General features: G+C 65.3%; 21 protein-coding genes. 2 read left to right on the plus strand and 19 right to left on the minus strand.

Annotated elements, in window-relative coordinates; translation table 11 throughout:
- Position 1: 1 nt before the first annotated feature.
- Both H292_RS0112610 and H292_RS0112615 read right to left on the minus strand, forming a co-directional pair.
- Positions 2 to 976: an alpha-E domain-containing protein gene (locus H292_RS0112610; RefSeq protein WP_019664688.1), complete on the minus strand. Its 975-nt coding sequence runs from the start codon at positions 974 to 976 to the stop codon at positions 2 to 4.
- Positions 977 to 2,656: a circularly permuted type 2 ATP-grasp protein gene (locus tag H292_RS0112615; RefSeq protein ID WP_051127753.1), complete on the minus strand. Its 1,680-nt coding sequence runs from the start codon at positions 2,654 to 2,656 to the stop codon at positions 977 to 979.
- Between the two features lie 225 nt (positions 2,657 to 2,881).
- Here H292_RS0112615 and rpsT point away from each other — a divergent pair, with 225 nt between their 5' ends.
- The gene (gene rpsT / locus H292_RS0112620) at positions 2,882 to 3,142 is read left to right on the plus strand and encodes a 30S ribosomal protein S20 (protein ID WP_019664690.1); all 261 of its coding nucleotides are present in this window, start codon (positions 2,882 to 2,884) and stop codon (positions 3,140 to 3,142) included.
- 62 nt (positions 3,143 to 3,204) lie between these two features.
- On the opposite strand, the gene holA is transcribed toward rpsT, so the two are convergent.
- The 11 genes from holA to H292_RS0112675 all read right to left on the minus strand — a co-directional run bounded on the left by holA (position 3,205) and on the right by H292_RS0112675 (position 13,810).
- Complete coding sequence (holA, locus tag H292_RS0112625) at positions 3,205 to 4,179, minus strand: DNA polymerase III subunit delta (RefSeq protein WP_020111645.1); 975 nt, start codon at positions 4,177 to 4,179, stop codon at positions 3,205 to 3,207.
- A 66-nt stretch (positions 4,180 to 4,245) separates the two neighbouring features.
- A complete protein-coding gene (locus H292_RS0112630) occupies positions 4,246 to 5,784 on the minus strand; it encodes a ComEC/Rec2 family competence protein (RefSeq protein ID WP_020111646.1) in 1,539 nt (512 codons plus the stop codon).
- Positions 5,781 to 6,665, minus strand: coding sequence for a ComEA family DNA-binding protein (locus tag H292_RS0112635; RefSeq protein WP_020111647.1), 885 nt, complete (start codon positions 6,663 to 6,665; stop codon positions 5,781 to 5,783). The genes H292_RS0112630 and H292_RS0112635 overlap by 4 nt, the downstream gene beginning before the upstream one ends.
- A gap of 120 nt (positions 6,666 to 6,785) precedes the next feature.
- Complete coding sequence (locus H292_RS0112640; protein ID WP_020111648.1) at positions 6,786 to 7,628, minus strand: DegV family protein; 843 nt, start codon at positions 7,626 to 7,628, stop codon at positions 6,786 to 6,788.
- On the minus strand, positions 7,625 to 8,368 hold the full coding sequence (gene octT, locus H292_RS0112645; protein WP_019664695.1) for a diglucosylglycerate octanoyltransferase: 744 nt from the start codon (positions 8,366 to 8,368) through the stop codon (positions 7,625 to 7,627). The genes H292_RS0112640 and octT overlap by 4 nt, the downstream gene beginning before the upstream one ends.
- A complete protein-coding gene (locus tag H292_RS0112650; protein ID WP_020111649.1) occupies positions 8,355 to 9,020 on the minus strand; it encodes a histidine phosphatase family protein in 666 nt (221 codons plus the stop codon). Before H292_RS0112650 ends, octT begins: the two co-directional genes overlap by 14 nt.
- Positions 9,017 to 9,433 (minus strand): ribosome silencing factor, encoded by a 417-nt coding sequence (gene rsfS / locus H292_RS0112655; protein ID WP_020111650.1) that lies wholly within the window; start codon positions 9,431 to 9,433, stop codon positions 9,017 to 9,019. The genes H292_RS0112650 and rsfS overlap by 4 nt, the downstream gene beginning before the upstream one ends.
- Positions 9,434 to 10,162: a nicotinate-nucleotide adenylyltransferase gene (gene nadD / locus H292_RS0112660; protein ID WP_254924953.1), complete on the minus strand. Its 729-nt coding sequence runs from the start codon at positions 10,160 to 10,162 to the stop codon at positions 9,434 to 9,436. It lies immediately after the preceding gene.
- A 24-nt stretch (positions 10,163 to 10,186) separates the two neighbouring features.
- Positions 10,187 to 11,602, minus strand: a complete 1,416-nt coding sequence (locus H292_RS0112665) for a vWA domain-containing protein (RefSeq protein WP_019664699.1) — start codon at positions 11,600 to 11,602, stop codon at positions 10,187 to 10,189.
- Between the two features lies 1 nt (position 11,603).
- On the minus strand, positions 11,604 to 12,491 hold the full coding sequence (locus H292_RS0112670; RefSeq protein ID WP_027498791.1) for an AAA family ATPase: 888 nt from the start codon (positions 12,489 to 12,491) through the stop codon (positions 11,604 to 11,606).
- 50 nt (positions 12,492 to 12,541) lie between these two features.
- The gene (locus tag H292_RS0112675; RefSeq protein WP_020111652.1) at positions 12,542 to 13,810 is read right to left on the minus strand and encodes a glutamate-5-semialdehyde dehydrogenase; all 1,269 of its coding nucleotides are present in this window, start codon (positions 13,808 to 13,810) and stop codon (positions 12,542 to 12,544) included.
- 154 nt (positions 13,811 to 13,964) lie between these two features.
- Here H292_RS0112675 and H292_RS0112680 point away from each other — a divergent pair, with 154 nt between their 5' ends.
- Entirely contained in the window at positions 13,965 to 15,062 is a 1,098-nt protein-coding gene (locus H292_RS0112680) for an NADH:flavin oxidoreductase/NADH oxidase (protein ID WP_026347726.1), read from the plus strand.
- 54 nt (positions 15,063 to 15,116) lie between these two features.
- Here the strand turns inward: H292_RS0112680 and H292_RS0112685 are convergent, their stop codons facing one another.
- The 6 genes from H292_RS0112685 to H292_RS0112710 all read right to left on the minus strand — a co-directional run bounded on the left by H292_RS0112685 (position 15,117) and on the right by H292_RS0112710 (position 22,385).
- Positions 15,117 to 16,079 carry a D-2-hydroxyacid dehydrogenase gene (locus tag H292_RS0112685; RefSeq protein WP_019664703.1) on the minus strand — a complete coding sequence of 321 codons (963 nt, stop codon included), beginning with the start codon at positions 16,077 to 16,079 and terminating at the stop codon, positions 15,117 to 15,119.
- On the minus strand, positions 16,079 to 17,452 hold the full coding sequence (locus H292_RS0112690) for an MFS transporter (protein WP_019664704.1): 1,374 nt from the start codon (positions 17,450 to 17,452) through the stop codon (positions 16,079 to 16,081). Before H292_RS0112690 ends, H292_RS0112685 begins: the two co-directional genes overlap by 1 nt.
- Positions 17,453 to 17,656: 204 nt before the next feature.
- A complete protein-coding gene (locus H292_RS0112695) occupies positions 17,657 to 18,913 on the minus strand; it encodes a M20 family metallopeptidase (protein ID WP_020111653.1) in 1,257 nt (418 codons plus the stop codon).
- On the minus strand, positions 18,910 to 20,223 hold the full coding sequence (locus tag H292_RS0112700) for an aminotransferase-like domain-containing protein (protein WP_442978562.1): 1,314 nt from the start codon (positions 20,221 to 20,223) through the stop codon (positions 18,910 to 18,912). The genes H292_RS0112695 and H292_RS0112700 overlap by 4 nt, the downstream gene beginning before the upstream one ends.
- A 2-nt stretch (positions 20,224 to 20,225) precedes the next feature.
- The gene (locus tag H292_RS0112705; protein WP_026347727.1) at positions 20,226 to 21,404 is read right to left on the minus strand and encodes a M24 family metallopeptidase; all 1,179 of its coding nucleotides are present in this window, start codon (positions 21,402 to 21,404) and stop codon (positions 20,226 to 20,228) included.
- Positions 21,405 to 21,686: 282 nt separating this feature from the next.
- Positions 21,687 to 22,385 (minus strand): GntR family transcriptional regulator, encoded by a 699-nt coding sequence (locus tag H292_RS0112710; RefSeq protein ID WP_231383832.1) that lies wholly within the window; start codon positions 22,383 to 22,385, stop codon positions 21,687 to 21,689.
- Between the last annotated feature and the right edge of the window lie 4 nt (positions 22,386 to 22,389).

Below are 22,389 nucleotides of genomic sequence, written 5' to 3' on the forward strand. Positions count from 1 at the left end.
CTCACAGTTCACCTTCCAATTGATCCTCGTACGTTCCCGACCCCGCATCCGTCCACGCGACCCAGGGCGCCGCGTGGAAGTACTGCTTCGAAATGGCCTCGCCCAACTCTCGGCACGTCTCCTGCAACGCCAGCAACCTGTCCTGCAGATCGTCCAACAGCGCTCCGGGACGGAGGAATTCGAGCTCACTACGCGCGCGGCCCAGTAGACGCTGCGCTTCGGCGCGCGCACCGACGCGGCTGTTCGGCTGATGGTCGAGCTGATCCAACGAGCGTTCCGCTTCGCTCAGCGCATAGAACACCGAACGCGGGAAAAGCCGGTCCAACAACATGAATTCGAGGACTCGCTGCGCGTCGAGCGCGCCGCGGTACGTGCGGAGGTACGTGTCGTGCGCGCCGGCCGCACGGAGCACGGTCACCCACGCCGGCGACGACGGCCGATCACCGGCACGCGAGAGCAGCAGACGCACCACCATGTCGACGCGCTCCACCGACCGACCGAGGATGAGGAAGCGATATCCGTCGTCGTGGCTCAGCGTGGAATCGGCGAGCCCGGCGAACATCGCCGCTCGCTCCTCGATGTAACTGAAGAACTCGTGTGGTCCGGTGCGCTTCGACGCCCGGATGCGATCACCCAGTCCGTTGTAGGTGGTGTTGAGGCACTCCCACATCTCGGTGGACGTCACTTCCCTTGCGCCGCGGGCGTTTTCGCGAGCACCCGACAGGGAGTCGACGATCGAGCCGCGCCCTTCGCGGCTGAACGCGACCACCTCGGTCAACGACCATACGTCGAGCGACACGTCGGGTTCGTGCTGAAACCCCAGGACGCGCAGTAGAACACGCGAGATGTGATCGGGGTCGACCGTCGCGTCCTCGAGAAGCTGATGGACCGTGACGTCCAGGATTCGGGCCGTGTCGTCCGCCCGCTCGACGTACCGCCCGATCCAGTAGAGCGACTCTGCGTTACGCGCGAGCATCTAGCGTCCACCACCGTTCGAAAGCTGTTGTTGCTGCTGTTGTTGCTGTTGCTGTTGCTGGTCCATCGTCAACTCCGGGCCCTGTTCGGCCCGAGGAGCCTCGGGCGGTTCGCTGACGATCTCCTCGCCGGCGAGTTCCTGCTCTTCCTGCGATGTTCGAGTTGCCAGAACCCAGGTGTCCTTGCTGCCGCCGCCCTGGCTGGAGTTGACCACGAGCGAGCCTTCGGGGAGAGCGACCCGCGTGAGTCCTCCCGGCAGCACCCAGACGTCGTCTCCGTCGTTGACCGCGAACGGCCGCAGATCGACGTGGCGAGGAACCAACCTTCCGCCGATCTTCGTCGGGACCGTGGACAACTGGACGACGGGTTGCGCGATCCAGCCGCGAGGATCCGCTCGGATCTTCTTGCTGATGGTCGACAGTTCCTTGGGCGACGCGTCGGGACCGAAGACTATTCCGTACCCGCCTGATCCTTCGACCGGTTTGATGACCAGTTCGTCCACCCGGTCCAGCACTTCCTCGCACTCGTCGTCGAGCCAGCACCGGAACGTGTCGACGTTCGCGAGAAGCGGCTTCTCGCCCAGGTAGTAGTCGATGATCGTCGGGACGTACGTGTACACCAGCTTGTCGTCGCCGACGCCGTTGCCGACGGCACTCGAGATGACGACGTTGCCTGCGCGGGCGGCGTTGACCAGTCCGGCGACGCCCAGGACCGAGTCCGGACGGAACTGCATCGGATCCAGGTAGTCGTCGTCGATGCGGCGGTAGATGACGTCGACCTGGCGCTCACCCTCCGTCGTACGCATGTAGACGACGTTGTCGCGGCAGAACAAGTCGCGGCCCTCGACCAGTTCGACACCCATGAGACGGGCGAGCAGCGAGTGCTCGAAGTACGCGGAGTTCGCGACACCCGGCGTGAGGACGACCACTGTCGGGTCGGCTTCGTTGAGCGCTGCGGAGGCGCGTAGCGCTCGGAGCAGATGCGAGGCGTAGTCACCGACGGCGCGCACGCGGTGCGTGGCGAAGAGATCGGGGAACACCCGCGCCATGGTGCGGCGATTCTCCATGACGTAGGACACACCGGAGGGCGACCTCAGGTTGTCCTCCAATACGCGGAAGGTGCCCTGGGCGTCGCGAATCAAGTCGATACCGGCGACGTGAATGCGTACGCCGTTGGGCGGGACGATGCCCACTGCCTCACGGTGGAAGTGCTCACAGGAGGTGACCAGACGCTTCGGTACGACGCCGTCGCGCAGGATCTCCTGGTCTCCGTAGATGTCGGCCAGGAACATCTCCAGCGCCCGGACGCGCTGCTTGATGCCACGTTCGAGGCGCGACCACTCGCCTGCGGCGATGACGCGCGGAACCTGGTCGAGGGGGAAGGGGCGTTCCTGTCCCGAGAGGGAGAACGTGATGCCCTGGTCGACGAACGCGCGACCGAGTGCATCGGAGCGCGCGTCGAGGTCCGCTGAGCTCGACGGTTCGAGTGCGGTGTGAATGCCCTTGTAGGGAGTTCGGGTCTTGCCGTCCGGGTCGAACATCTCGTCGAAGGCCAAACCGTATTTTCCTACGTCGGAGTAGCCACCGAAGACGCCGTCCACTTCCGGTTTCTCGCGAGCTGCCGACTTGGATTTGCTTGGCTTGGCCTTGTCTTGGGCAGTGGCTGCAGATCGCGGGCTCATCTCGGCAATGTTGCTACAGAGGCAGGAGATAAGCGCGCCGGACGCGTTAATTTCTGGAAACGCACAACACTTAGGCTGTCAACACGGAGGCCGAATTGGGTTCTGCCGTCGGTGCTGGTATTCTCGATCTTCGGCGCTGGGCTTCACAGCTCGGCAGCAGACTTCGGGCATTCCAGCATGGACCGCCCTGACCGGAATACCGACGAAGACAGAAGGATTTTACGCGTGGCCAACATCAAGTCCCAGAAGAAGCGGATTCTCACCAACGAGCGCAACCGTCTGCGCAACCAGTCGGTGAAGTCCTCGCTGCGGACGATCATTCGCTCCTTCCGCGCCGCTGAGGCCGAGGGCGACAAGGACAAGGCTTCCGCCATCCTCGTCAGCGCAGGTCGCCAGCTGGACAAGGCAGCCAGCAAGGGTGTCATCCACAAGAACCAGGCAGCCAACAAGAAGTCGGCTCTGGCTCTGGCAGTCAACAAGCTCTGATTTTCTCGTCGAAAGAACCCGCTCGGTCTTCACCGAGCGGGTTTTTCGCGTTCGCGTGACTCTTACCGCGCACTGAGTGTGGCTACCTCCGACACTGCGCTCTCCACTGCGTAATCCGCGTCGGCTGCCTGGCCTTTCACGTCGGCGTTGAGCTTCGACACCACCTGGAGTGCATGCCCGATGGACGCACCGGTCCAGCCGCGTGCTTGTGCTTGCGCCTTCTTGATCTTCCACGGCGGCATCCCCAGTTCCCCTGCCATCTTGAACGGGTCATCTCGACCTGCCGACCCGACGAGTGCAATGGTTCGAACGGCATCGGCCAGCGCGTCGGCCAACAGAACATGGGGCACGCCGCGATGCATGGCCCACCTCAACGCCTCGAGGGCGCCGGGAACGTCTCCGCCGACGGCTTTCTCTGCGACGTCGAACCCGGATACCTCGGCCTTGCCCGAGTAGTAGCGGCGGACCGCGTCGACGTCGACCTTGCCCGCGGTGTCCGCGATGAGCTGCGAGCACGCGGCCGCGAGTTCACGAAGGTCGGAACCGACGGCCTCCACGACCGCGTCCACGACATCCTGGTTCACCCGTACCTGGGCCGTGCCGAACTCGCGCTTCACGAAATCCGACCTCTCCGAGGCCTTGGTCAGCTTTGCGCATTCGTGGACGACGGCACCGGACTTCTGCAGCGACCCGACCATCGCCTTGGCCCTGCCGCCGCCGGAGTGCATGATCACCAGGACGGCGCCTTCGGGCGGATCGGCCGCCGCATCCAGGACCAGCGCGACGGCATCCTTGCCTGCCTCGGCGGCTGCTTCGAGCACGACCACGCGGTCCTCGGCGAACAGCGACGGGCTGAGAAGTTCGGCAAGTTCCGGTCCACTTGCGTCACCCGCCCGCAGCTTGGTGACGGGAACATCGTCCCCCTCGGGGGCGGACTTCTTGACCGACGAGACGATCGACGCCACTGCCCGGTCCATGAGCAGTTCCTCGTCGCCGAGAACGAGATGCAGAGGTTCCACCGGGCTGTTCGCATTCACACCGACGATCGTGCCATGTGGGTCCGACGCAGTTCACCTCCACCTGCCGCGACGGGGGTTCCGTCTTCACACCGACCAGACGATCCACAGGATCGACGCCGCAGCCCCCACTCCCCCGATCACCCACCGCATGAATCGAATCCTCAGAGAGCAGACGATTGCGGCCGTCGCGGCCACGACGACCGCCACACCCCCTGCGCCGCTGGGAGTTCCGATGCTCGTGCCAGGGACGGATCCCGCGCGTCCGGCAACCAGGATCAACCACGCCAGCGGCGCGTCGGTGAGTCTCAATACCAGGGACGCCGGTCCCGAGGCCCACGGCGCCAATGCGGCACCGACGACGCCGACGACGGTGATCGGCGCCACGACGGGTGCGACGGCCATGTTCGCGGCGATTCCGACGACCGACAGGGTTCCGGACATGCCCGCGACGATCGGTGCGGTCACCGCATGTGCCGCCGACGCGACCGCGACGATCTCCGCGGCGCCGCGTCCCCAACCGTGGCGGCGCAGCCAATCCACCCACACCGGCGCCACCACGACCAGTCCTGCGGTTGCGGCCACCGACAGCGCGAATCCGACGTCGACCGCGAGTTGAGGGAGCCACACCAGCAATCCGAGGACGGCCGTACACAACGCGGGGACCGCTTGCCTACGTCGGCCGGTCACGAGGGCGAGCAAACCCACAGCGCCCATGACGGCTGCACGCAGCACGCTCGGCGACGGTCTCGCGACGACGACGAACGCGACGAGAACCACCGCGCAGATCAGCACCGTGGTCCTGGGACCGAGCGCCGCCGCACGGGTGAGCAACAGAACCGCACCGAGAAGAATCGCGAAGTTCGCACCCGACACCGCAGTCAGATGAGTCAGTCCGGCTGCGCGAAAGTCGGTTTCGACGTCCTCGGGCAGCGTGGAGACATCACCGACCACCAGCCCGGGAAGCACACCTGCGCGATCGGCAGGGAGAGCGTCCGCGGCGGCGGACGACAGCGAGGTCCGGACGGACGACGCCGCGCGGGCGACGGTTCCCGGCGGCTGGACGTGCAGGGGTGGTCCGTTCACACGGACGACCGCGAGTGTCAGGTTGCGCCTGGTCGGTTCCGCCAATCGACCTCTCACCAGCACCTGTTGGCCGGGCACCAGATGGGCCCATCCGTCCGAGGGCGCGAGCACCGTCAGCCGGCCACCCAATTCGATCGCTGTGCCCGCGAGGTCGATCCGTCGGAGCTCCACGGCGATCGTCACCATCGGCGGTCCGGGCGAACGTGACCGTCGGGGATCCTCCACGACGGACACTGCGGCGCTGATCCAGGCGCGGTCCTGTACCGCCGCGGTTACCGGACTGGACTCGAACACTGCGGCGTGTACGGCCGCTGCGCCTGCGTAGCAGCACGAGACGACGGACATCGCGATCAACCCGGACGCTGCCGCGCCGAGCCGCGCCCGGCAGCACAGCACAACGGCCACCACGACACCCGAGATCACCGCCATCACGGCGGCGAGAACCGACCCACCGAGAACGCCGACGAGGGTCGCACCCCATCCCGCTGCTGCCGCAGGCACCAGGCGCACGTCGTGTGCTCGGATCTGCGGTTCGGTCATACCGTCACCTGGGTTCGGAGCTTCTCGAGTCGCACCGGGCCGATACCGTCGACCTCCGCCAATTGCCCTACGTCGCCGAATTTTCCATTGACCTCCCGCCACGCGACGATGTTGGCCGCAGTGACCGGGCCCACGCCGTCGAGGGCGTCGAGCTCGGCAAGGGTCGCGGTGTTGAGGTTCACCAGTGCCGTGGAACCGGCAGCTGGATTCTCCGCAGAACCCGGCTGGGCGGCGGTGTCTGGGTCGTTCGAGGAACCGGGTCCGGGCGGCGCAGCCGAATCTCGTACGGTGCCACTGACTACCGGTCTACCTTCCGGAGGAAGAACGCCGACGACGATCTGGTCACCGTCGGCCACCTTGGCGGCGAGGTTGAGCGCCAACATGTCCGCACCGTCCAGGACTCCACCGGCCGCAGCGATCGCGTCCGCCACACGGGCACCGGGCGGCAAGTCGACCAACCCGGACGACACGACGAGCCCGACGACGCTGACCACGATGCGCGTCGGGGGCTCGGGCACCGATGGCTCCGTCGCACTCCATGGTGTGACGGACGATTCCGTCACCGACTGCACGACGGGAAGGGCCGGTACCGGTGCGACTGCCGGCGAGTCCCGCAGCATCGCGTATCCGGCGACGAGCAGCACGATGAAACCGACACCGCACAGTCCGAGGAGACCGGCGCGCCCGGGATCCACGCGAGCTCCACGCCACCGCTCCGGAAGATACGCGGACAGAGCGGAGTCGCGACCGTCGTCGACACCGAACCCGTCCGGTCCCTCCCGTACCGCGATGTCGGAGTCGTCGGTGTGCTCGGGGTCGCCGGCGTTGCGATCGGCTCGAACGGCCTCCCGAGAGATGGGCCGTGCCCGCGGCGATGACATGGGAGGTGACGGTAGCGAGGCCGGCGACCCCATTGAGCCGCGAAACCCAGGTCGTGAATTGCCCTGTGGACAACCCAGTGCCTGTGGACAGGCCCACACCCCGAGGCGGTCCGACGACGGCTACTGCGCGACGACTACCCCGACCGCGCCGGGCCCGACGTGCGCTCCGAGAACAGCACCGAAGGGCACCACATCGATGTCGATCGGGTGCGCGATGCGCTCGCGCAGCATGGACACCACCGTGTCGGCACGGTCCGGGCAGAGCATGTGGTGCACCGTCATGGCGAGGTCGTCGTCCCCCGAGCCGGCGGCGCCCTCTGCCACCCTCGAGGCAGCGTCGACGAGCTTGCCCAGCGCTTTCGTCGAGGTGCGTGCCTTCTCGCCTAATACCAGTTTTCCGTCGGTGAGGTGCAGCACCGGTTTCATCGCGAGTGCGGTACCGAGCAGTGCTGCGGCAGCACCGATTCTGCCGCCGCGACGAAGGTGGTCGAGACGATCGACGACGATGAAGCTGCTCGTTCTCGCCGACTTCGACGCTGCGGTGTCGTACACATCGTCGAGACCGTCACCGTTCGCGGCCGAGCGCGCTGCGGCGAGCACCACATAGCCGAGCCCCATGCCTGCGGAGGCCGAATCGACCACACGAACTCGATCGCCGACGGCCGCTGCAGCCTGACGCGCAGCCTCCCACGTGCTCGACAGTCCGCGCGAGATGTGCACGGCCACAACGCCGTCACCGCCACTGCGATCGAGGGCGTCCGCGTAGAGGTCGGTCAGCTCGGACGGCGACGCTCCGGCTGTCGTCACCGGGCCCTGCGCGGCGAAGTCCTCGGGGATTGTGTCGACGCCCTCCCGCAGGTCGACGCCGTCGACGAACACATGAAGCGGTGCCACCGCGATTGCCGAACCACCGCGTTCGGGGCCGATGCATGCCGACGAGTCGGTCACCACGACGACCGTCACGCCGGTGCGCTCCGATCGGGTGTGACCGTTCTCAGCACCGAAAGCATGGCGGCGGCGACCTGTACGTGGGCGTCCCAGCCCCAGTGAATCCCGTCCGGGTTCGCCTGTCCGGAGTCGATGTTCGCTCGTACGGCGGCGGCAAGATCCACGAGCGGGACACCGGTGCTCGAACTCCACTGCCGCAGAGCCTTTTCCGCCGCCGGACGCCCGGAGTGGACCCGGCCGTAGGCCTCGGAGCGGTGCACGGAAGGAAGCGTCCCGACGACCGGTAGATCCGGGCGGACGTAGGCCAGCGCGGCACGCGACTGTTCCAGATAGTCGACGCTGAGTTTGGGCGGCAGAGCGACCGGCCACCCGAGGTGCGCGAGTCGCGGCTGCGCCCACTGGTATCCGGTTCGAACGATCCTGCGAAGCGCGGGCGGGCGAATGTATCGAATCTGCTCACGGAACGCCGTCGGCATGGGCGACGGCAGCGAGTCCATTCCACCGACACCGAACACGACGGCGCCGGCCTTGGGGATCGCGGCCCACACCCGTGGATCCTGGGTCAGCGCCCACCACGCGTCCCGGCTCGTCCAGCCGATCCGAGCGACCAGCTCTACCGTCCAACCCAGCTCGGCGGCAACGATATTCGGCCAGATTCGAGGATCGTCGACGGGCAGTCCGCCTTCGGGCCCGTAGTAACTCAGCGAGTCCGCCAGCACCAACAGAACGGGGGCGGGAGCGTCAGAGGACGTCACTGGCCACCCGTGCCGACGCATTCCACACGTCGAGGCGCCAGCCGAGATTCTCGCCCTCTCCGTGGCTGCTCAACTGCACCCAACTCGTGTTGGACAGTCCGCCGAGGACCGGCCACCGGTCCACCGGCAGGTCCAGCAACGCCGCGGTCAGGGCGGCGATCTGACCGCCGTGAGCGACGAGGACGACGGGTGCGTTCGCCCCGTCGGCTCCCCACTCCGGTAGATCTGCGACGAGTTCCTGCACGACGGGCAAGCTGCGGCGCGCGACGTCGATGCGGCTTTCGCCTCCTGGAGGTGACATCGTCGCGTCGGCGCGCCATGCGGCCCGAGCCCCGGGCGCGACGGCGTCGACATCGAGGTGGGTCAGACCCTGCCATTCGCCGAGGTGCGTCTCCCGGAGTCGCTGATCGATGTCGACGACTACGTCCGACGCGTCACCGAGCGCAACCGCGGTGTCGTAGGCGCGTCGCAGGTCGGAGGACACGATGCGGAGCGGTGAACGGGTCGCGAGTTCTGCGGCCGCGGTCTTGGCCTGGGATCGTCCGAGTTCGGTGAGGTCGGTGTCCAGCTGTCCCTGCATCCGGTCGCCTGCGTTGTACTCGGTCTGACCGTGGCGCAGCAGGATCAGCTGCCGTTTCGTCGGTTCGGTCACTGCTCAGAATCCGAACCGTCGTCGCCTGCTGTCTCGGACGTCTCGGGACGCTCGCCGAGCCCGTTGACCTCGATGCTGGGGCAGTCCTTCCACAGTCGCTCGAGGGCGTAGAAGTTCCGCTCGTCGTTGTGCTGCACGTGCACGACGACGTCGACGTAGTCCAGCAGGGCCCAACGGCCTTCCCTGGTTCCTTCTTTGCGGACGGGCTTGAAGCCTTCTTCGCGGAGCTTGTCCTCGATGTTCTCGACGATCGCGTTGACCTGGCGCTCGTTGGGCGCCGAGGCGATGACGAAGCAGTCGGTGATGACCAACTGCTCCGAGACGTCGAGAACCACGACGTCGCTCGCCAGCTTGTCGTCGGCCGCGAGTGCCGCGATACGTGCGATCGAGGTGGCCTGGTCTGTAGCAGTCACTTAACTTGTCTCCCGTTGTGTGGAACTCGAGTGTGTCGAACCGGCTTGTGTCTTCTGGGGGGCAGGCTCCGACATGGTGACGGAGCCGTCGAGGCGCTGTTCGCCTCGTGGTCGGTAGAGGTTGCGCTTGGAGATGTACTGGACCACGCCGTCCGGAACCAGGTACCAGACCGGGCGATTCTCGCTGGCGCGTAGTCGGCATTCGGTGGAGCTGATCGCGAGGGCCGGGATCTCGATCAGCGTCAGGGCGTCCTTCGGCAGGTCTTGGAGATGATCCGCCAGGTGCTCGACACCCAGTTCGAAGCCCGGCCTCGATACTCCGACGAATTTGGCGAGCTCGAACAGTTCCTCCCAGTTCTGCCAGGTGAGGATGCTTTCCAGGGCGTCGGCGCCGGTGATGAAGTACAACTCGGCGCTGGGATGCTGCTCGCGCAGGTCACGAAGTGTGTCCACCGTGTAGGTGAGTTTCTCGCGGTCCACGTCGACGCGACTGACCGAGAACCGTGGATTCGACGCCGTCGCGATGACCGTCATGAGATAGCGATCCTCGGCCGGGCTGACGGCTTTGCCTTCCTTCTGCCACGGTGTACCCGTCGGGACGAAGATGACCTCGTCGAGGCCGAAGCTGTTGGCGACCTCGCTCGCTGCCACGAGGTGGCCGTGGTGGATGGGATCGAACGTTCCGCCCATCACTCCCAGCCTGCGAACTACGTCGGGTTGTCGGTGCACGATTGACGAGCTTACTTGCCGTGCTCAGACGGGAAGGAGTCGCGAGACGATGTCGCTCAGCTGCTGTGCCGATCGGCACTCGTACATTCCGATCACGTCGCTGTACACCTTCGCCGCGGAGTCGCCGGTCCCCCACTGACCCTTCGGTTCCGGATTGAGCCAGTACGCGTGTTTGGCCACCGCAACCGTTCGTGCCAGTGCGTCGAGCTTCGGATCCCGATAGTTCGTGCGGCCGTCGCCCAGGACGAGCACCGAGGTTCGAGAGGTGACGGTGTGCGCGTACTTGTCGTCGAACGTCTCGAACGCGTTGCCGTAGTCGGAGTGGCCGTCGTAGGTGATCAGCTCGGATTCCCGCATGATCCGGGACATGGCAGCTCCCAGGTCGCTTCCGGTGTCGAAGAATCGAGTCACCTCGTCCGTCGAGTCGATGAACGCGAACACGCGTACCCGCGAGAACTGCTCCCGCAGCGCGTGGACGAGCAACAACGTGAAGTGGCTGAAGCCTGCAACGGAACCGGAGACGTCGCACAGCACCACGAGCTCGGGACGCGCTCGCCTGGGCTTGCGCTGCACGAGATCGATGGGTACGCCTCCGGTGGACATCGATTTTCTGAGCGTCCGACGGAGATCGATCGAGCCGCGCGTGCTGCGCTGCCGTCTCGCGGCGAGGCGGCTCGCCAGCAGCCGCGCAAGTGGCGCGACGCTCCGCTTCAGGGCGACCATCTCGGTGTCCGACGCTCGGAGGAAGTCGACTTCCTCGGCGAGCTTGGGAACGCCGTAGCTCGCGACGCGTTCCTTGCCGAGGCGCTCGGCGGCGCGGCGGCGAGTCTCCTTGTCCACCATCTTCTTCAGGTCGGCGATGCGCTGAGCGGCCGTCCGCTTCGCGACCTCGTCCTCGTACGATCCCGCGGACCGGTTCGACCCTGTCTCGGCGTTGCCGAGCAATCCTTCGAGTATCCGGCTGAGCAATGTGTCCGGAGCGACGTCCCGGAGAGCCTGGTACGCCGAGAACGACGGTCCGTTCGCCGATTTGTACTGGCCGAGCTCCTCGACCATCTGCGCAGCGAGCATCTCGGTCAGGCCGATCGCCTCCTCGCTGCCGTCGACGAGCAGGTCGGTGATGAGTTCGCGGAGTGCGATGAAATCGACGTCCCCGTCGGGTGTGCGCGGAAGGGCGGTGTCTATCCGGCCGGAGTCGCGTTGCCCGGTAGCAGCAGGGAACCACAGGTCGAACAACGCGTCGTAGGTGTCGCGGTGCGTGGGCCGCCGCAACAGCGCGCAGGCCAGCCCTTCACGGAGCGCTTCGCGATCGAGCAGATCCAGAACCGCGAGCACGTGCCCCGCGTCCACGGTCTCCGACGGCCCGACGGATATGCCGCGTTTCCGCAGCGCCTCGACGAAGTCGACGAGGTGGCCGGGAAGCCCGTGCGGTGCAAGCATGTCAGTTCAACCGGAGCTCGGCCGCGGCCTTGTCCTGATCGGACTGGTGCTTGAGCACGACCCCGAGCGTGGCACGGACCGCGTCGTCGTCGAGTGTGTCCATGCCGAGGGCGAGCAGGGTACGTCCCCAGTCGATCGTCTCCGCTACCGACGGCAACTTCTTGAGTTGCATCGCCCGCATGACGCGCACGACGCGCACCAGCTGCTCGGCGATGGCCTCGGGGAGCTCGGGTACACGGCTCGCGAGGATCTTGCGTTCGAGATCGGCATCCGGAAAATCGAGATGCAGGAACAGGCAGCGCCGCTTCAGGGCCTCGGACAGCTCACGGGTGGCGTTGGAGGTGAGGACCGTGAACGGTCGCCGCACCGCCGTGATGGTGCCGAGTTCGGGGATGGTGACGGCGAAGTCACTGAGCACCTCGAGAAGCAGGCCCTCGATCTCGACGTCGGCCTTGTCCGTTTCGTCGATCAACAGCACCGTCGGATCCTCGCGGCGGATGGCCTGGAGAAGTGGGCGGGCCAGCAGGAATTCCTCGGAGAACACATCCAGCTTGGTCTCGTCCCAGCCGGCGGACCCGGTGGTGCTGGATTGGATGCGGAGGATCTGCTTGGCGTGGTTCCACTCGTACAGCGCACGGGCCTCGTCGACGCCTTCGTAGCACTGCAGACGCACCAGTTCTGCGCCCGCTGTCTGCGCGACGGCCCGCGCGAGCTCTGTCTTGCCCACGCCCGCCGGTCCCTCGATGAGAAGCGGCTTACCGAGCCGGTCCGCGAGAAACACCGACGTCGCCGTCGCCTTGTTCGCGAGGTATCCCGTCTCGGCGAGCTTGGTCACGACGTCGTCGACGCTCGCGAACAAAGGTGGTGTCGTCGGTAATGCTCGATCCACGGTCAATCCTCTCGGGTTCTGCTTCGGGACCTCGGTCACTCCGGGCACGATCAGACCGGTCGGGTGTGCCCCTCGCCCCAGACGATCCACTTGGTCGACGTGAGCTCCGGAAGACCCATCGGGCCTCGGGCGTGCAACTTCTGGGTGGAGATGCCGATTTCGGCGCCGAAGCCGAACTGCTCTCCATCGGTGAAGGCAGTCGACGCATTCACCATGACGGCAGCGGCGTCGACTCGCGTCGTGAACTCGCGTGCGGCACCGAGGTCTGCGGTGACGATGGCCTCCGTGTGTCCGGTGCCGTAGGTGTCGATGTGCGAGATCGCGGCGTCGATTCCGTCGACGACCTTCAACGCGACGTCGAGAGACAGGTACTCCTCGGACCAGTCCTTCTCCGTCGCGGGCACCAATCCGGGCAGGTCACCGTGCACGACGACCCTGTGCGCCTGGAATGCCTGCAGCAGACGCGGAACCGCGACGTCCGCAATCGATTGGTCGACCAGAATGGTTTCCGCCGCATTGCACACGCTGACGCGTCGAGTCTTGGAGTTCAGGGCGATCTTCTCCGCGGTATCGAGGTCCGCGGCCGAGTGCACGTAGATGTGGCAGTTGCCGACACCGGTCTCGATCGTCGGCACCGTCGCATCACGAACGACTGCCGAGATCAGTCCGGCTCCGCCGCGCGGAATGACGACGTCGACGAGGCCGCGGGCCTGGATCAGGTGGGTGACCGTGGAGCGATCGGAGCTACGCAGAAGCTGCACCGCGTCGACGGGTAGTCCGCCGGCTGCGAGCGAGCCCCCGATAGCGTCGACGAGAGCGGCGTTGGATCGTGCCGCGGAGGAGGATCCCCGCAGCAGCGCGGCGTTACCGGACTTGAAGGCAAGACCGAAGGCGTCGACCGTCACGTTCGGCCGCGCTTCGTAGACCATTCCGACGACGCCCAGCGGAACGCGCTGTTGACGAATCTCCAGACCGTTCGGCAGCGTCGAGCCCCGAACGACCTCCCCGACCGGGTCCGGTAGGCCGGCGACCTGGCGCAGACCGGCGGCGATTCCGTCGATGCGAGCGTCGGTCAACCTCAGGCGATCGAGCAGACCCTCGTCGGTGCCGGCGGCACGTGCGGCCTCGACGTCCGCAGTGTTGGCTTCGATGACCTGTGGAGCTGCGGCGAGCACTGCGTCCGCCGCTGCATGGAGCGCAGCATCCTTCTCGGCGGTGGTGAGGAGGGCCAGGGTGCGGGAGGCGATCCTCGCTCGCTTGGCCGCGGCATGAACGAGTTCACGCTCGTCCACCTGTTCGTGGGTGGGTGCTGCAGTCATGCACTACACACTAACCGTCCTGCACGGACGTTCCTGCAGTCGGTGAGTCGGCGCAACGGAGTCGGGAATGACGACGCCGTCGCGTCGGTTGCCACGCTTCGAGGGTCTGCACTTCGACCGGCAGCCCGTCTCGTGAACGACGAAGGAGAAACCTTTGAGCGCCTTGTTCGAGCCCCTGACCCTGCGGGGCGTCACGTTCCCGAACCGTGTGTGGATGGCGCCGATGTGTCAGTACTCCGCGGCAAAGGAGGGTGGCGACGTCGGAGTCCCTCACGATTGGCACCGCACGCACCTGGTCAGTCGTGCCATCGGCGGCGTCGGGCTCGTCCTCACCGAAGCCTCCGCCGTGAGCCCGGAAGGCCGTATCAGCCCGGCCGACCTCGGGATCTGGAACGACCGCCAGGCCGACGCATTCGCGGACATCGTGTCGCAGATCCACTCCTTCGGATCGGTAGCCGGCATCCAGCTCGCGCACGCCGGGCGCAAGGCGTCGACGACCGAGCCGTGGGCCGGTGGCGAGTCGATCCCAGCCGACGAACCGCTCGGCTGGACGACAGTCGGGCCGAGTGCACTCGCCTTCGGCGACTACTCGACGCCGGTGGAAGCAACCACCGAGGACATCGCCGGCATCGTCGCGGACTTCGCCGCCGCTGCCGAGCGGAGCCTTCGCGCCGGATTCGAGGTCGTCGAAATCCACGCAGCGCACGGATACCTCATCCACCAATTCCTGTCTGCCGCCAGCAACAAGCGCACCGACGAGTACGGCGGCGACTTCGCCGGACGTACGCGCCTGCTCCTCGAGGTCGTCGACGCGGTACGCGCGGTGTGGCCGGCGGATCTGCCCGTGTTCGTTCGTGTGTCCGCTACCGACTGGCTCGGCGACGACGAAGGGCTGGAGGCTCCGAGCTGGACTGCGGATCAGACCGTCGCGCTCGTTCAGCTGCTGCAGGATCACGGCGTCGATTTGATCGACGTATCGAGCGGCGGAAACGTACGCGCTCACATTCCCGTCGGTCCGGGGTATCAGGTGCCTTTCGCGAAGCGGGTCCAGAACGAGACGACCATCCCGGCTGCTGCGGTGGGGCTCATTACCGAGCCGAAGCAGGCCGAGGACATCGTGTCCACCGGTGAAGCAACAGCGGTTCTGTTGGGCCGTGAGCTTCTGCGTGATCCGTACTGGCCTCGCCGTGCCGCCCGCGAGTTGGGTGCGGAGATGAGCCCACCGGTCCCGAATCAGTACGCGCGAAGCTGACCGGCACCGCACAACTTCCAACAGTGACGGGTAGAGAAGACGAGAAGTGGTGATTCAGCCTACGAAGCCCAATTTCTTGTCGACCACGTTGACGAGGTCCGCGGACCGGGAGTAGTTGTCGAAGTTGGCGACGAACAACTCGGACAGTCTTTCTCGCCACCCGCGCGCGTCACCGCTCATGTGCGGTGTGACCACGAGGTTCTCGGTGGTCCAGATCGGGCTGTCGGCCGGCAGCGGTTCGATCTCGAACACGTCCAACGCAGCCCCTGCTATGTGCCCTGCCCGGAGTTGCACCAGCAGCGCTTCGGTGTCGAGCAGTTCTCCCCTACCTACGTTGATCACTCGCACACCGGGTTTCGTGGCAGCCAACACGTCGGCGCTGACCAGACCTCGCGTCGAGTCGGTCAGCGGAGCAACGAGCACGAGGTAGTCCACGTCGGACACGACCTGGCCCAGGTCCGAACTGGCGTGCACCACACCGAAGTCCGCGTCGCTCGATCTGGCCGTACGACCCACACCGGACACCTTCATTCCGACGGCTCTCAGCACACGGCCGATCTCGCGACCGATGGCACCGGTGCCGACGACCATGGCATGAGCGTCGTCGATGCGTTCGGTTTCCCTGTGCCTCCACTCCTTTCGCTGCTGGAGCGCAGCGGAACCAGCTGCATCCTTCGCGAAGGCGAGCACCTGCCCGAGAACGTACTCGGCGATCGGTCGGTCGAAGATTCCGCGTGAGTTCGTCACCACGACGTCGGAATCGGCCAGATCGTCGAACATGAGCGAGTCGACTCCGGCGGCTGCGATGTGAATCCATTTCAGCGAGTCGCACCTGCTCCACACCTGCTCGACCGCGGACGAGAAGAAGTCCCACAGCAGCAGCACGTCCGCCCCGGGGACGGCATCCGCGAGAGTGTCGGCGGTGGCGTATCGGACTTCCGCCGCCGCGGACACCGTCTCCATGCCGACAGGCAGATCGTCGGCATGGAGAACGACGACAACAGGCTTGTCCACCACTACTTCTTATACCCCACGAGTTCCACACCGGACGCCGCGACCTCGTCGTCGTTGTCGCCCGGGCACTGACTGCCCCGCAGCGAACGTCCTGCTGTTTCCGGCATCAGCATGATCGGCACGAACGCAATGGCCGCGGCGAGCATCATGTACCAGCCGGGGATCAAGTTCGATCCGGTCCTGTCGATCAGGAACGTCAGGATCAGGGGTGCAGTACCACCGAACAGCGACGTCGAGACGTTGTAGCCGATGGCGAACGCGCCGTAACGCACCTGCGTCGGGAACAGTGCCGGTAGGGTCGAGGAGACGCACGAGCACATGATCACCAGCAGGATGCCGAGTCCGAGCAGTCCGATGGACTGACCGACGAGGCCGGTGTTGATGATGAGCAGGAACAGCGGAACGCTGAACACGAAATACCCGACGCATGCGGCCAGCAACAGCGGTTTCCGGCCGATTCGATCGGACAGAGATCCGATCGGGTTGATGATGGCCATCATGATCAACATGATGATCACGAGAGTGAAGTTGGACTGAGTTGTGCTGTGGCCCAGAGTGTCGCTGAGATAGGACGGCAGGAACGTCAGCACCGTGTAGTACGCGATGTTGAGCAGCAGCACGAATCCCATCAGAATGAGAATGCGCTGCCAGTACGTCATCGTCGTCTTCAGCGACGCGATGGCACCGCCGCCCGATGCACCCTCGGAGACCGTTTCGCCGTCTGCCTTCGCTTCGGAGAACACCGGGGAGTCCTCGAGCCGCGTCCGCAGCCACAGCGCGACGATGCCGAGCGGCAAGGTCAGCAGGAACGGAATGCGCCAGCCCCATGCCTCCATGGTGTCGTCGCCGAGACCGAGGTTGAGCAGGGTGCAGAGAGTAGCACCGGCGACAGTGCCTGCCAGAGTGCCGAATTCGAGGAACGAACCGAAGAATCCTCGGCGACGGTCCGGTGCGTACTCGGCCATGAACACGGCCGCGCCGCCGTACTCGCCACCGGTGGAGAAGCCCTGGACCAGTCGGCAGACGAGCAGCAGGATCGGGGCAAGGATTCCGATCGTGTCGAATGTGGGGAGAATGCCGATGGCCGCTGTGGCGATCGACATCATCGTCACCGTCAGGACCAGGACCTTCTGCCTGCCGATGCGGTCTCCCAGTGGGCCGAGCACGATGCCACCGATAGGCCGGATGATGAACGATGCCGCGAGCACTGCGAAAGTGGACAGCAGGCTCGCTCCCCCGTCCTCCGACGGGAAGAAGTTTGCCGCGATGTACACCGCGAGGTAGCCGTACACTGCGTAGTCGAACCATTCGACTGCGTTACCGAGTGCCGAACCGCCGATGGCACGGTGCAGGATTTTGGTCTCCTCCGGATTCAATTCGGAGGTGTCGGGCGGATAACCGGTAGGACTTCCGTGTCCCCCTGTTCTGGCTTTACTACTGTCGGACCCACTGCTGTCGGACCCACTGCTGGACGACTGTGTCACGGCCGGAATACCTCTCGCTTTGTGTACAAACGTGGAGCGTCGGGTTGGTACTTCGCAGCGTTTCACACTACGGAAGCTGATGTTCGCGTTTTCGCACTACCCCTTGGACCTGGACAAAACTGCAGGTAGCGCAACGATTCTGGACGCCATCAATGCGTACGCCCTTGCGCTGTCGCACAATTGCTGGACCGACACCGATTCGTCGGGTTGATGAGCCTGCGTTTCGATCTCACCCGGTCCCAACACGACGACCGGCGTACCCAGATCTCGGGCGACGAAACCTCCGTCGCACGATGCGGTCCACACGTCGGTCCCGCGAGAGCCGACGGCGTCGGTCACCGCAGCGACCGCCGCGACTGCTGTGTCACTGTTCTCGCTGGTCAGAAAGCCAGGCATCTCCATCGAAACGCCAACGGAGACTTCGATGCCGTCACCGGTGATACCGGCGTCGTCGATCGAGAGGCGCAGCTCGCGGGCGATCTCGTGTGCGTCTTCGCCGGGCAGAAGCCGCCGATCGACGGTGAGGACGCACCGATCGGCGACCATCGAGGTTCCGGTACCACCGTCGATCGTGCCGACGTTCCAGGTCGCGGGACCGAGGACAGGGTGCGGGCTCTGCCGCATCCGAACTGCGGACCTCTCGACGAGTCCGACGATCGTCGCCGCGGCCGCGATCGCGTTGCGACCGTTGCTCGGCCTCCCGGCGTGCGCGGATCTGCCCGTCACCACGATCTCCAGGTTCGCCGCACCCCGGCACCCGGTGATCGTCACGAGGTCTGTCGGCTCCGCGACAATGCAGTGCGAGTATCTCGGCGACGGTCGACTCGGTGCGTTGCCCCTCTGCACGAACGCTCTGATCCCGAGACCGGTGTCCTCCTCGTCGACGAGGCAAGCGAGCGAGATCGGTGCAGTGAGTTCGCTTGCACTGCGCTCGATCGCGGCCATCGCCACGACCACGGCGGCCAGACCACCCTTCATGTCGCACGCGCCGCGGCCGTACAGTCGACCGTCCCGTGTCGTTGCACGAAACGGGTCCGTCGACCAACCACCCCCGGCGGGAACGACGTCGGAGTGGCCGACGAACAGAACACCCGAATCCCCTGATTTCCCTGATTCTCCTGATTCCCCTATCGAGACAATCACATTCGGGCGACCTGGCGCTACCTCCACCATTTCCACTCGAAATCCCAGATCGCGGCACCGTGAGGCAAGAACATGCGCGACGCCGCCCTCGGTACCACCTGGGTTCTCACCACCGGCATCGATCAACGCCGAAGCCAGAGAGACGATCTCGTCGGTGTCGATGGATCGGAGCAGAGAGTTCTCGAAGTCGGTGACTTCCTTCGTGGTCATCGAGTGGGATCGCTGGACATGGTGTCCACCGCCCGGTCCACTGCTGCGGCCAGTCTTTTCACACCTTCGTCGATCCGCTCGGGAGTCGAGGACGCGAAACACAACCTCAGCGAGTCGTGAAACTTGCCGCCGACGGACAACGCGGGACCGGGAATGTAGGCGACACCTTCAGCCAGAGCTACCTCGAACAGGTCCTGCGTGGACACGGCGGAGGCTGTGCCGCGCAACGTGGCCCAGAGGAAGAAACCACCCTCGGGATCCGTCGTCTCGATCCTGTCGCCGAAGTACTTCTCCAGGCTTCGCTGCATCGCGATCTTCCGCGGCCGATAGACCGCGGCGAGCGATCGTAGGTGTTCGGTCAACTGTCCCCTGCGGATGAACTCGGCGATCATTCGTTGGTTGGGCAGATTGGTGCACGTGTCCATTGCCTGCTTCGCATTGATGAGCAACTGCCTGGCCTGCGGTGCGGCGTCGACCCATCCGACCCGCAGACCGGGTGCGATCATCTTGGAGAACGTACGTACCGAGAAAACCAGCGGGTCCCCGGGACTCAGCGCGGCGAAACTCGGGATGTTCTCGCCCTCGAACCGAAGCAGCCCGTACGGATCGTCGTCGAGAATCACCGATCCCCACTTGTGCGCGAGCTCGAGCAGCAGAGTGCGTCGTGCCAGCGACATGGTGGTGCCGGACGGGTTCTGGAAGTTCGGAATGACGTAGATCATCTTCGGCGGGCGTCCCGCTCGGGCCACGAGTTCGGGCAACGCTTCGACTATCAACCCGTCGGAATCCATCGGCGCTTCGAGCACTTCGCCGCCGTAGCTCAGTACCGTCGCGGTTCCGTTCGTGTACGTCGGACTCTCGACGATGACGAGGTCACCGGGATCCACGAACAGCTTGCAGGCAAGATCGAGCCCCTGCATCCCGCCCGAGGTGATCACGATTCGGTCGGCCGACGTCGGCTCCCCTACCGAGTCGAGGTACTCCAGCAGGGCGTCGATCAGCCCGGGATCGCCTTCGGTGGCGGCGTAATCCATGGCGTCCGTCGTCATCACCTGCGCCGCGATCTCGGAGAACGCCGCCGCTGGAACCGTCTCTGCAGCAGGCGAACCCATCGCGAATCGAACGATGTCGTGCTTCTGCGCAGCGAGGAGGGAGGTGGACGAGTCGATGACCGATCCGACGAGTTTGTCGGTCCGCAGTGCCCACGGGATGGCAGGAGTGGAGCCTGCGGAATGACCCGGGGTGGCAGGAGTGGAGCCTGGGGATTCAGGAGTGGAGCCTGCGGAATGGTTGAGCGAGGTGGCGTGCATGTTCACTCCTTCGTCAGTAGACGGCGGGGGTACGAGGTGAAGGTTTCCACTCCGCGGTCGGTGACTCTGACGGCTTCGGAGACTTCGTATCCGTAGTCGTCCATCCACATTCCGCCGATGATGTGGAAGGTCATGTTCTCGGCGAGGACGGTGTCGTCGTCGGTTCGGATGCTGACGGTGCGTTCGCCCCAGTCCGGTGCGTAGGCGATGCCGATGGAGTATCCGATGCGGGACGGTTTGTGCAGGCCGTGTTTCGCGAGGCCGACGTTCCAGATCTGCGCGAGTTCGGTTGTCGTCGTTCCCGGTCGAACTTCGGCGAGGACTCCGTCGAGCGCTTCTCCGGTGGATCGCGCGAGGTAGTCGAGTCGCTTGCTGGGCTTTCCGAGCACGATGGTGCGTGCCATGGGTACGTGGTATCGACGGAAGACGCCTGCGAGTTCGACGACCGTGGTCTCCCCTGCGATGAACCTCTGGTCGGACCACGTGAGGTGCGGTGTGTCCGCGCCGGCGCCGGTGGGAAGCATCGGGACGATCGCGGGGTGGTCGCCGCCGAAGTCGTCCGTTCCGCGTACCTGTGCGTTCATGATGGCCGCGGCTGCGTCGCACTGTCGTCCTCCGACGACCACTGCGTCGTAGGCTGCCGACATCGCGGACTCGCAGACCTTGGCGGCACCGCGCATCAGGTCGATCTCGGCGGGTGACTTGATCACGCGCACCCAGTTGATCAATTCGTAGGAGTCGGTGAATCGGTACTCGGGAAGGGATTTGACCAACGCTTCGAACGCTTTGGGGCTGAAGTAGTACGAGTCCATCTCCAGACCGACTTGGCCGTGCGAGAAGTTGTTCACCACACCGAGTTCCCGGAGGCGCTGCGCGACCCACACGAACGGGTGGGTGTCCTTGCGCTGCACGAAGGTCTCGGGATAGCCGAACGTCTGCTCCTGTGGAAGCCACGACGTCCGGAACGCTCCGTTCGCGTCCATTTCTCGGGCGAAGAAGTACAGTTCGCCTTCCAGCGGCACGTAGAGCATCTGTGGGGTGTAGAACGACAGGGCGTTGTAGCCGAGCAGGTAGTACAGATTGGACGGATCGGTGACGATGAGCGCCGTGAGGTTCTGTGACGCCATCGATGCCCGTACCGCGGCGAGGCGGGCGGAGTACTCGTCGTCGGTGAACGTGATGGGCGTGCTGTTGGGCAGGTCCGCGTATTCGGCGAGGCCCTCGGAGTGGTTCGGTCCGACCGCACTGGTGAGTTCGGCTGCGAAGTAGTCGTTCACTGGTACCCCCTTTCGAGGCATTGTCAGGTGTGTCCGTTCAATCGATCTGCAGTTTGCAGATTGTTGACAATCAGGCTAAATGCCAGGTCCACTCCGCCGCAAGGAAATCCGTGTTACTTCTTCGTTTCGGCTCGTGCACGCGGGCGATTCATCACCGATTCACCCGCGCGCACGTGCCTCGACCAGCTATTGAGCGATACCAGTTGCCTCGTCGGCCATCGCACGCGTCAGATCGTGGATTGCGGTGTCCATGTGCTCGTGCACGCCGGCCTCCAACGCAGGCCAGTCCCCGCCGACAAGCAGGTTCACCAGCAACTGGTGCTCCTCGACCAATGCCTCCGGCCGGTAGTACGCGGTTTCGAGGTTGGCCATGCAGATGCGCGCCTCCGCCGCCAGCGTCGCGTACATCCGCGACATGCGACTGTTCGACGTCGCGGACACGAGGGCGGTGTGGAACGCGAGGTCACGCTCGGCCAGTCCGAACCAGTCCGCGCGATCGATGTAGGGCTGCATCTGGTCCACGATCGCCGACAACCGAGCAGCAGTTGTCGTCAATGTCGATTCGTCGCCGTGCACGAGAGTCCACGCGGCGCCCACCTCGATCGCCGCGCGAGCCTCGTAGATCTCCGCGACGTCGTCGCTGCTGAGTTCGACGACGAACACTCCGCGGTTGCGGTAGCTGACCAACAACCCTTCCTGGTTGAGCCGTTGCAGCGCTTCTCGCACCGGTCCGCGGGAGATCTCCAACTCGGCAGCAACATTCGCCTCGTTGATCTGCTCACCGGGCGCGTAGGAGCCGTCGATGATGCGGTCGCGGATCTGATCGGCGATCACCATCGACGTGTTGCGCGCGTTGATCGGCGTCAGTCTTCTTGATCCTGGCACTGGT

This window comes from Rhodococcus sp. 114MFTsu3.1, from assembly GCF_000383555.1.
GTDB classification, from domain to species: domain Bacteria; phylum Actinomycetota; class Actinomycetes; order Mycobacteriales; family Mycobacteriaceae; genus Rhodococcoides; species Rhodococcoides fascians_E.